The sequence below is a fragment of the Ruegeria sp. CDSB022 genome (assembly GCF_059611145.1).
Genome location: NZ_JBXWOZ010000021.1, coordinates 45,555 through 56,162, shown reverse-complemented (window position 1 = coordinate 56,162; position 10,608 = coordinate 45,555). Strand labels below are relative to the sequence as shown.

The following is a 10,608-nucleotide window of genomic DNA, read 5'->3' as shown; positions in this document are numbered from 1 at the left end:
TATACCCCTGAAACTCACGGGTATGAATCACGCAGGCGGGATGACGGCAACCAAATTAATAGGTCCAGAACCTAAGCTGGCGAATGCCACAAATTCGCGAGGCTGGCCCCGTCACAGAGCAAGAATGGACAATATCCGGTCGACTTTCGGACCAGTAATTTGTTTTGCCGCACTCGCCCCAAAAGAAATTCATTCTCGGCGATGGATATTTTGATTGGCTCATCCGAACCAATTTTTAGTCATGTGTCACCTTTCGAAGCGAGTGAATTGTCTAAAGTATGGAAAATAAATGATTTCATTAGATATCTTGGCGACCCCGGCAGGATTCGAACCTGCAACCTGCCCCTTAGGAGGGATGCGTTCATAGCGCTATTCCTTTTGTGATTTCTTGCTGTTGGGTGTTTGTACGGCGTCATCCTGTACATGGTTTGTACGAAAACGGACTCTGATGTCGGCCTCATCGGTCTCCGCGTGGGCATAGATGCGCATCGGCAAATTGGGGTCTGACCAGCGTCCAGCCTTGGCTGCCGTGACGGGATCGACGCCCTGACGGACAACAAGCTCCGTGAAGAAGCCGTGCCGTCCTGCTGGGTGAGCAGAAAGGTACGGGATGCCCGCGCGCTTGCAGATAGTCTTCCAGCGTGTGTTGTAGCCAGTTGAACTGCCATAGCCGAAAACGCGCGCCTTCATCAGCTTGCCGGTCTTGCGGTTCTTTGGCCGTTTGGGTGGTAGTGCGAGAAGCTCGTCCATCATCTGCGGTGAGACAGTGATCCAACTCTCTGGATGCCCCTTCTGCGCTTTCACTCGGACTTTGTTCTCATGCGGCCGTAGGTCATCCGGCTCCAATGACACGGCCTGATCAATCCGTGCGGCCGTCTCGAACATGAAGCGGACCAGAGCGGCGTTATATGGATCGGCGGCACGGCAAAATGCCTCGATCCATTCCTTGTCAGCTGGCGTGCGTTCGACCCGGCTAAGCTTGCCGCGCCGCTTGTCCTGCGCGATCCGTTCGAACTTATCGTAGGGCTTCACGCGGATCAGCGGCGTCCCCTCCAGCTCGTGGGCATTGTTGATCACAGCACTCGCTGGCGTCACAATTTCACGCCACCAGGTATCGGTCGACGCCTTGGGTTTCAGCTTCGGCCCAAGGCTTTTCAGTAGCGCGCCAGATATCGCACCTAACGACAGGTCACCGATTGCTTCGACTATCGGGATCAACTGCTTCGCTGCCTTAGGCGATGCGTTGTAGAGCATAATTGCATCGGAGAACGTCTTACTCGGTTCGTCGCCCACGACATAACGGCGGATTTGCCGTTCGGTCTCATGGTTTATCCAGTCCCGTGCGCCCTCTTCTGTAGATGCCTTAGTGCTTCGCCGGTATGGGCCGGCGATTGGCCTGCCGTTGTATTCAATCCACCCCTTGGCCCAGTAGACACGGCCCCTCTTGTAAATTTGGAGCGGCATGACTGGCCTCCTTCAAAAATCGTGTCGATCTGCGCGGGGGTGATCAGCATGGTTCGCCCAAGGCGATAGAATGCGCCCGTCTCATTGGCGCGTTCGCGTAACGTCCGCTCTGAAATATCGATCCCCATCCCGGCCATAACTTCGACCCACTGCGCGGGCGTTTTTCCTAGCCCCAGGATCTGAGAGCTGTCTGAATAGTTGGTCTCTGCCATTTCAGTCGTCCTTGTCCGCTTAAGTTGAATCGGCGACACGCATGGAATCGCTTGTTCTGCACCTTCTGACGTGGTCAGATGGGATTAATTGGAATTTTATGTCATATTGTGCAGTTTCGCGCAATTTGACAGTCACGTCAATGGGAACCTTGCATGGCGCGGGATTTGAAGGCTGTCTTCTCGGCAATGGGTGCGCGTCTTGCGATCGCGCGCAACGAAGTCGGCTTGACGCAAACCGCTATGGCGGACGCCATCGGCGTCTCACACCGCGCATATCACAGCTACGAAAAAGGCCAGCGCGGCCTTCCTGTTGAGGCCTTGGTCGCGATTGCCGACAAGTTCGAAGTAGACGCAGCATGGATACTCTTGGGCACAAAGTCCGTCAGAGCTGCGCATGATTTCGAGGCGCTAAAGCGGATCGAGATTTCGCTGGATCAACACCTCACTGAAGAAAACATCAAAATTAAGAGCGAGAAACGCGGAGCAATCGTAGCTCGTTGGTATCAGTCACACGTCGAAGGCCGTGAAGTCAGTGACGATGATGTGCACACGTGGATTGAATTGGTAAGGGATTAAGATTGTGAAGCATGCGAGCAAAAATTGGCGCCAAGTCAGACGTGCTACGTTGGAACGGACGCAAAGAAGCATTGTCCACCCTTTGCTGTCTATCCAGACCGCCTTTTTGGTTGCTATCTCAATTTATTTCGGCGGGCTTCTTCGCTTCTCAATCTTTTACACTGGCCCTTCCGAGTTTTTCTTGTTCGATGTTTTTCAGGCTGTCACTTTGGTGGCTGCTTCGATCGCAATCATGCTTTTGCTCGGTCCCGTCGTTATTCTAGGTATGCTTTCTCGACGCTTTGAGCGCCTTCTCGGGGAACAGTAGGATCCGTAAAAAGCACGTCTCAGATGCCATTCTCAAAAGAGCGTACAGAACTCATACTGTCCCGCATTAGGGGCAAGCTAGACTCAGATTCAGTAAATGATTGGGAACAATCATTCCTTCAAAACATGGAGGCGCTGTTCTTGCGGCATGGGCCCAAGACCAGTCTGAGCAAGGCGCAATACTCGAAGCTCCACAAAATTCTGAAGCTGGAACGCCCAAAGAGCGACGACAAATCCACTGCTGCAACGCCTCAACAGGTTGGGAAACCAAACGACCCTTCGGCGCAAATGCCAGCCGTTAGGACCGTACAACAACGATCTCGGCCTCGGAAACGGACTGAGTCACCGGCCCAAATCATCTATGCGCCCAAACGGGCAATTCGTAGAGCCCAACGAAAGCTGTTTTTCCCCGTCATCCTCGTTATGGGGATTTTGGGCCTGCTAAGCGCATTGTTTGATAGTGGGTCATCCAGCGTTCAAACTCGCCCAGCCGATAGTTCGACATACGCGATTGTAACCGGGAGCAGCGTCAATCAACGTGAAGGCCCTTCAACCAACAATCGGGTGATGGGCCAGCTGGCAGAGGGCGCAAGAGTACGTGTTCTCACCGATCAGAACGGCTGGTCGCAGATCACCTCTCCACTCGGGACGGGCTGGATGTCATCCAACTACCTAGCTGCATCAGGAAGACGCGTTCCCGCGCCAACAAATAATCCAAGCAGCAGAACGGTCAGCGCATCTGAAGTTCGCGTCATTGACGGCGATACCGTAGCAATAAGAGGTCAGCAGGCAAACGTTCGGTTGGTTGGGTTTAATGCCCCAGAAACCGGCTCTCCTGCATGCAACGCTGAGCTCCAGCGCGGGCGGCAGGCGACAAATCGTTTGCGAATCCTATTACAGGAAGCTGGATCTATTCAATTCCAAAGGGTGGCTTGTGCTTGCCGCCCCGGGACTGAAGGAACTCGTGATTGCAACTATGGAAGGCAATGTGGTTTGCTTTCCGTTGATGGGATGGATGTGGGAAGAATTCTGATTGGTGAAGGCCTAGCTGTCCCTTACCGTTGCGGCGCTACAAGCTGCCCGCCGCGGCCAGGAAATTGGTGTAGATAATCGGCATAAGGATAGAAATTGAAGAATTTTCAGTGGGAATACCTGCAGTGGGCGTGAAGAAAGACCGGAAAATGGAAAGTGATATTGGTATCGGGATTGCCCCCACAAAAAAGGCAAAAAACTTACTTCGGGGTCTTTTGGATCGAAAGATACAAGAGGATCGCCCAGGCGTTTTCCCTTCAGTGATTTCAAAGATCTACAAATCTAAGGATACGGAAGCCATACGCTGGTCCGATTTTCAACTTCGATACAACAACCAGTACTCACATGTGCAAATACCTAGAGATTTTCCGCACTCACCAGACCCGTTCCGTGAGACAATTCTACTTAAAATGACGAACCCAACAGTTCGTGCACGTACAATAGTTGACCGTGGAAATCGAAACGCATCAAAAGTTGTTCGATCCTTTAAGAAGCTAAAAGATATCAATCGCGCAATCGCCGACCACAACCACACCCAAATACTAGCCAATATGACGGAGTACCTAGATGAGTTTGGGTTCTCCCATATTTTGCTGCGGAAAGCGGCATTTATCGCGTCCACGACCAATGAGAAGGATCGATCCGAAGAGTTCAAATCACTGATTGATAGACTCGAATTTTCAAAGCGCGATGTGATCAGACCAAGCCTTCTAGATGCCTACAACCGAAAAAGGCAGTATTTGGGTGTGGTTTCGAACATCATGAATATTTCAGGTCAAAGTGAGCGGAGCAGTTTTAGAAAGGCTATTTCAAAATTCACTGTTAGACCAATTTGCTACAGCGAAAGAGAATTTAGCGAAACCTTAGAGGCTTTTTCAAACTATTCGCTTGTAGACGCTCTTCACTTTCTCTCACTTCACATCGAAACACAGACCGATCTCAAAATTTGGCCTGAGCTATCAAGGATTTGGTCGGATCTTGATGATGAAGTTCGGGACGTAATGTTTTGCGACTTGGTCAATCAAGAAACTTTGCAACCCTTTTACGCCGACACGGACGAAGAAGGGGAAAAAACTGATATATCAAGCTATCGCCACCTTTCAGCGTTTCTTGAGTGTCAAAGTCACGTCAAATTGCGCGCTGTCGGAGACTTCTATTTCGCATACAAACCGGAAACATCTAGTGAACCCTCGTTTGTTGGTATGCTGAGAGAAGAACGTTACGGGCAGGCAATTTCGTGGCAAGGCTTAACTTGTAAGGAAACGACTAAAGGGACACTACTAGTAGGCCAGGCGTCAGGCAGCCTGAGCACGCTCGAACGAACGCTAGCGATGGCGATATTCTTCGCTAGGCAACCCCTGCCAGAAAGTACTGGCGCAGACGAAATACTATGTTTGATGAACGAAACTACATTTGCGGATCGAGTAATTTCCAAGAGAGTGTTGAACCAACTTTACGATCAAGCTCGAGCTTCCGGCGACCAATTGTTTCAGATAATTCCTCTTTGCCTACTTGCTGTCGATCCACAAAACACTCGGGATGAGTTTCGATTGAGGCGTGTTTTGCAAGACTATGTGCGTGAAAACTTTGCTTCTGACTATGTCAGCTTCATTGAAGACGTACATGAGCAAGCGCCTCAGGTTGGTATCTATCTATATCAAGTCTCAACAGATGAGTTTTTATTACAATTTTATCATTTGTTCGACGAGTCCTCCCAGGCAGTTGAATGCCGTGCGAAACTTCACGAACTAATGTACAAACACTACGGAGACCGGCGGTTCCAAGATCTCGCCGATAGCCTAAGGTTGTCTGCAAAAATTTCTAAAGCACGAGAAGAGCTTGATGACTCGCGTATATATGTCGACTTAACCAGGTTTGGAAATTGGCTTAAGGACCATCAACTCGAACGGATGTTGACACTAATTCGTTCTGGCGCCCTGCAGAAAGATACTCTTGAGAGCCTCAATATTTCAACGATTAACAGCTCCCAGGGCAATGAGTCCGAATTCATGAAAATACTTGGGGAATGCTATAGGGAGTTTTGTGAAAATCGCATCTTTGGGATTGCGTCCTTTCTTGGGCGGCGCATCCGGCATGGAACACTTAGAGGGACGCTATTGCAAGACTTTGAACGTTCAGTCGATGAGCGCTTTCCACAATTCTTTCGCACCGAACCATGCAGGGAGTATTTCGACCAATGGAAAGACGACTTCGAAAGATACATCAAAAAAATTGGATCAGATTACTTTCATATTAGGTCTCAGCAAAAAACTAAGGGAATGATAAACCCAGAGATTACTGAGGGGCGAAAATTCGGATACCTAAAAGCAGGCGCCAATTCGATCCTGGATGCCTTTGAAGACTACGAAGACCCAGAGTATTTTATACGTATAATAAGCGAAACCTGCTGGCAAATAGCCACTACGGACCTGCAAAATGCGCAACAAGTTATTGCGTCTTGCAAGGCAACCAGGCGGATTGTGTCTATACCTGAGCCCGCGAAGGCTGGACTCGGCCCCAACCATGTTGAGTTTATTAAGCATATGAACGCAAAACTCGACGAGAAGTTTGGTCTTATTGCATCATGGTTCAACCGGCCGCGAATTACTGTTCCTAGTGTGGATTTACCCACGCTTCTTCGAGTGGTTCAAAGCGAAGTAAGTGAAGAGTTTAACAGCTACGAAGGTGCAACTACTGATGAGAGCCAAACAAGAATAGAGTTGACCGGATCCTCCTACCACATAGTGTACGACTTCCTGTTTGTGACCCTAAAGAATGCAGCAGAACATGGGAAGCCCGGAGGAAACGTAAGCATCGACGTTAGTGCTGCTTTTCAGGATGCCATGGTCACGCAACTCGTGCTGAAAATTTCTTCCGAGTACAAAGAACAAGAGGACGCATCGACAGTGAATGAGCAGGTAAATCTCTGCCGCTTGGATGCTTTGGACCTCGCTTACGTCGAGGAGGGCAAGAGTGGGTTGCGTAAGATAAAACGACTAGAGAGGGATTGGAATGAAGTATCTGAAGTGTCCATAGATGCCGCCGAGGATGGGTTTCATGTGACGATGACGCTGGATTTGATACGTTGAATATACTGATAGTTGAAGACGATGAGTTCAAGTTGAACGCACTACAACGGCTTGTAACTGACGTACGCGATGACATAAAAATCGAGATCTGCAAAAGTGTAAAAGCAGCCGTCAAAGCCGTTTCAGAGCGAGATCACGACCTCCTAGTCTTAGATATGTCGCTCCCCTCTCATGACTTGGAACTAGCTGAAGGCTTGGGCATACCTCGATTGTCTGGGGGCATCGAAGTTCTCTTTGAGGTGCAGTATCAGGCAAAGAAAATGCCGACCATTATTGTTACTCAATATCCTGAGATTGAGCTGGAAAACCGGATGGTGCCGATTTCTGAAGTAAGAAAATACTTGATTGACGCATTCGAAATTGAAGTCGACACATGTCTATTTTTTGACCTGGAAGACATGACTTGGTCAGAAGAACTTAGAAGGGTTTTAGCCGCCAGATGAAGATACTTATTGTCGAAGATTCGATTGAAAAATTTGAAGAAATTCGCTCGGTTATCACCGATAACTTTGACTGGTGTTCAATTGAGTTTCACTGTGCTGGAAGTGTTCATGAGTATTGCAAGGTGATCAATTCTCAAAAGTTTGATCTGATTATCTTGGACATCCTTCTACCCCGGTGGTCCGGTGAGGACGCGATTGATGTTTCCAACGAACTTATGCAAGAGCGCTTGGGTACACTCAATCAAGAGTCCTTTGCTGTAGCCTTAACGGCAATGACATCACCAGAGTATGATACGCTGCTGTGCTTCAATGAGTGCTCAGTACCTGTCCTGATGCATGGACACTCAGATTCCGCATGGAAACCCCAGCTCTTAAAAATCGTAAACGGCCTATCCGATGTCTCGATGCTCGATTTTGCAATTTGTTGTGCTCTCGAAAAAGAAGCCGACGCTTTCGAAGCAACTGATGCCACGCTTAAACCATGGAAATCTGATTTAGGTGCCCTGAGGTGGCGGCCAATTCAAGTCGGGGATCAGAAGGGGGCGATTTTTGTCTTTCCACAGATGGGTGTTACACAGTCCGCCCTGTACACATCCAGAGTGCTAGAGGCATTTCAGCCAAAAGTAGTCGCTATGTCTGGAATATGTGCCGGCCTTAAAGATGAATGCAATTTGGCGGACATCGTCGTCGCCACCATGGCGTGGGACCATCAGGTAGGCAAGATGACTGACGAAGGCTTCAAGCAAGAGATTAATTTGGAAAATGTGGATCCGGATGTAATTGGTCGACTAAAGCACGTACAGAAGACGCGCCCAACGACTTTCAATCTCCTCGCCAATGGAGAGAATTCGACCCAGAACTACTCTCCAAAAATCGTTTTCGGACCGGTCGCATCTGGCTCTGTGGTAGTTGCAAGCACAAAGGAAATTGCGCGTATTGAGGCGCAGCAGCGCAAGGTAGTCGGAGTCGAAATGGAAATAGCAGCCTTCCTTGCTGCATGCAGCTACAGCCGTGTTAAACCCAAAGCCTTTGCTGCGAAATCAGTTGTCGATTTCGCCGACGCAGATAAAGATGATGACGTTCATAGCATTGCATCAATAGCATCTGCTCAATATGTGGTAAGCGTGTTGCCGGATATCTGCACAATGTCGTCTGGCAATACGATACACATCGGGTGCCTTTGGAATTCCTAGAACAATCAGAAACAGAGCGCGCCTTGGAAAAAGCTTACTACCAAGAAAAATTTGCAGCGTTCTGCTGTGAAAATGGTTCCTCAGTTCTGGGAATCTTGACTGCTCACAATCGGCATGACCTAGAACATTTGCAACGCAATGCCTGGATCGAGCAAATCCAATATCTCAAGGGCTCTCTGCCTCCTACTTCGCCAGGAATGTTGTTCTTCGAGTTCATCATACCTCGCATGGGCAAGCGCGCCGATTGCATTCTCGTTACAGGAGGTATCGTCTTTGTTATTGAATTCAAAGTTGGCTCGTCGACCTTCGATCGGCATGCCATCGAACAAGTTCATGACTATGCCTTGGACCTAAAGAACTTTCATGAAGGTAGCCACGCCTCCACAATCATTCCTGTTTTGATTGCCACGAAATCTGACAAAAGCGAATTCGTTCTGGACCTTGGCCTAGATGGGGTAGCAGCTCCAATCTGCATAGGACGGTCAGGCCTCGACGACCTTCTCGCTCAAGCTTCTGGCATACCGCGTGAGCAATCTGTTTCATCACCCAGTTGGGAGGCATCCGGATACAAACCGACACCGACCATAATCGAGGCCGCACAGGCTCTCTACAAATCGCACGATGTCACCGAAATTTCCCGTTCAGATGCGAGCGCTAAGAACCTGAAGGCGACCTCTGACCGCATCGCGGAAATCGTCGAAACTTCCAAACGAGAACACAAGAAATCAATTTGCTTCGTAACTGGTGTACCGGGCGCCGGCAAAACGCTCGCAGGGCTCAACATCGCGGCAAGTCGTGCTGAAAGGCATGAGAACGAAAACGCAGTTTTCCTATCTGGCAACGGTCCTTTAGTCACCGTTCTCCGAGAAGCATTGGCTCGGGACAAGGTAGAGCAAGGAAAGGTCAGCGGTGAAAAAATCTCAAAGAAGGATGCTGAGCGGGAAGTAAGCCTTTTTGTTCAGAATATTCACCACTTCAGAGACCACTACCTAAACGATCCAGGCGAACCGTTTGAGCATGTGGTCGTCTTTGACGAGGCCCAACGCGCATGGACAACAGATCAAGCCTCAAAATTCATGCAGCAAAAGCGGGGGTTGGCAAACTTCGATCTATCTGAGCCGGAATTCTTGATTGGAGTCATGGATCGTCACTCCGAATGGTGCACGATTGTTTGCCTTATCGGTGGTGGCCAGGAGATCAATACTGGCGAAGCGGGGCTTGGAGAATGGTTGCGAGCGGTCGAGAACCGCTTCTCTGATTGGGAAGTGCACGCGTCGACCCTCTTGGACGATCCACACTATACGGTTTCTCAGGATGCTGTAGAGCTTCTGCGCTCGCCGAAGATTTCAAAGCACGAAGATCTCCATTTGTCGGTTTCGATGCGATCATTTCGCGCGGAAAAACTTTCTTCTTTTGTGTCATCTGTATTGGATGGCGATGTATCGTCGGCCTCTGAGGCTCTGGCTAGCTTGGGCGACAGGTACCCGATACTCCTTACGCGTGACCTTGCCTCTGCCAAGAATTGGTTGAACGGCATGGCGCGCGGGAGTGAGCGGACAGGCCTGGTGGCATCTTCAGGCGCCCATCGTCTGCGCCCCGAAGGGATACATATCAAGTCTGCGATTGATCCCAAAAGCTGGTTCCTGAACGACAGCCAAGACGTGAGATCCTCTTACTATTTGGAAGATGTCGCAACAGAATTTGACATCCAAGGCCTTGAGCTGGATTGGGCAGGCATGTGCTGGGATGCAGATCTCAGAATGGTGGATGGCTCCTGGCAATTCAATGCATTCAAAGGAAGCAAGTGGCAGTCTGTAAAGTCTTCTACGCGGCAGGTGTATTTGCTCAATGCCTACCGGGTTCTTCTGACAAGAGCCCGCCAAGGCATGATCATTTTTGTCCCGAATGGCGATGCTAAGGATCCAACTCGCCCACCGGCTTTTTATGATCAAACCTATGATTTCTTGCGTGGGTGTGGAATTCCTGAACTCAAGTAGAACGACAGTCTTTAAGTACGACAAGCACCTGCCCGACCTGTAACTCCTTTGCGTTCAAATCTAGCTCACGGATCACGTACCGGCCGGCACGGCCTGAAATGTGGCGGCGGTAGGTTTGACCATCCGGATCAATGAACAGACAGCGTATGTCGCTGTAGTCGCCCCAGACACCTGCGATGGCCATTAGCGGGATGCCTTCGGGCAAGCGATCGACTTTTTGATAGTCGCGATAGTCGATGCCGTGATCTAAGGCTTGGCGGAAACCGAGCGTGAATTGAATGTGTTCGAACTGCATG

General features: G+C 49.6%; 8 protein-coding genes. 6 read left to right on the top strand and 2 right to left on the bottom strand.

The features are described from left to right. Positions 1-369: 369 nt before the first annotated feature. Positions 370-1,464: a tyrosine-type recombinase/integrase gene (locus AC2FIZ_RS19560; protein WP_496791501.1), complete on the bottom strand. Its 1,095-nt coding sequence runs from the start codon at positions 1,462-1,464 to the stop codon at positions 370-372. Positions 1,465-1,829: 365 nt separating this feature from the next. On the opposite strand from AC2FIZ_RS19560, the gene AC2FIZ_RS19555 reads away from it, so the two are divergent. From AC2FIZ_RS19555 to AC2FIZ_RS19530, 6 genes are all read left to right on the top strand, one after another. Beyond that, on the top strand, positions 1,830-2,252 hold the full coding sequence (locus tag AC2FIZ_RS19555) for a helix-turn-helix domain-containing protein (RefSeq protein WP_025059175.1): 423 nt from the start codon (positions 1,830-1,832) through the stop codon (positions 2,250-2,252). 330 nt (positions 2,253-2,582) lie between these two features. Further along, on the top strand, positions 2,583-3,668 hold the full coding sequence (locus AC2FIZ_RS19550; protein ID WP_496791500.1) for an SH3 domain-containing protein: 1,086 nt from the start codon (positions 2,583-2,585) through the stop codon (positions 3,666-3,668). 53 nt (positions 3,669-3,721) lie between these two features. After that, on the top strand, positions 3,722-6,679 hold the full coding sequence (locus tag AC2FIZ_RS19545; RefSeq protein WP_496791499.1) for a hypothetical protein: 2,958 nt from the start codon (positions 3,722-3,724) through the stop codon (positions 6,677-6,679). Further along, the gene (locus AC2FIZ_RS19540; protein ID WP_025059171.1) at positions 6,676-7,122 is read left to right on the top strand and encodes a response regulator; all 447 of its coding nucleotides are present in this window, start codon (positions 6,676-6,678) and stop codon (positions 7,120-7,122) included. The genes AC2FIZ_RS19545 and AC2FIZ_RS19540 overlap by 4 nt, the downstream gene beginning before the upstream one ends. Beyond that, positions 7,119-8,315 carry a phosphorylase family protein gene (locus tag AC2FIZ_RS19535; RefSeq protein WP_496791497.1) on the top strand — a complete coding sequence of 399 codons (1,197 nt, stop codon included), beginning with the start codon at positions 7,119-7,121 and terminating at the stop codon, positions 8,313-8,315. The genes AC2FIZ_RS19540 and AC2FIZ_RS19535 overlap by 4 nt, the downstream gene beginning before the upstream one ends. Further along, positions 8,303-10,312, top strand: coding sequence for a DUF2075 domain-containing protein (locus AC2FIZ_RS19530; RefSeq protein ID WP_496791496.1), 2,010 nt, complete (start codon positions 8,303-8,305; stop codon positions 10,310-10,312). The genes AC2FIZ_RS19535 and AC2FIZ_RS19530 overlap by 13 nt, the downstream gene beginning before the upstream one ends. On the opposite strand, the gene AC2FIZ_RS19525 is transcribed toward AC2FIZ_RS19530, so the two are convergent. Further along, the gene (locus AC2FIZ_RS19525) at positions 10,305-10,607 is read right to left on the bottom strand and encodes a hypothetical protein (protein ID WP_025059168.1); all 303 of its coding nucleotides are present in this window, start codon (positions 10,605-10,607) and stop codon (positions 10,305-10,307) included. The two genes, AC2FIZ_RS19530 and AC2FIZ_RS19525, sit on opposite strands and share 8 nt — an antisense overlap. Between the last annotated feature and the right edge of the window lies 1 nt (position 10,608).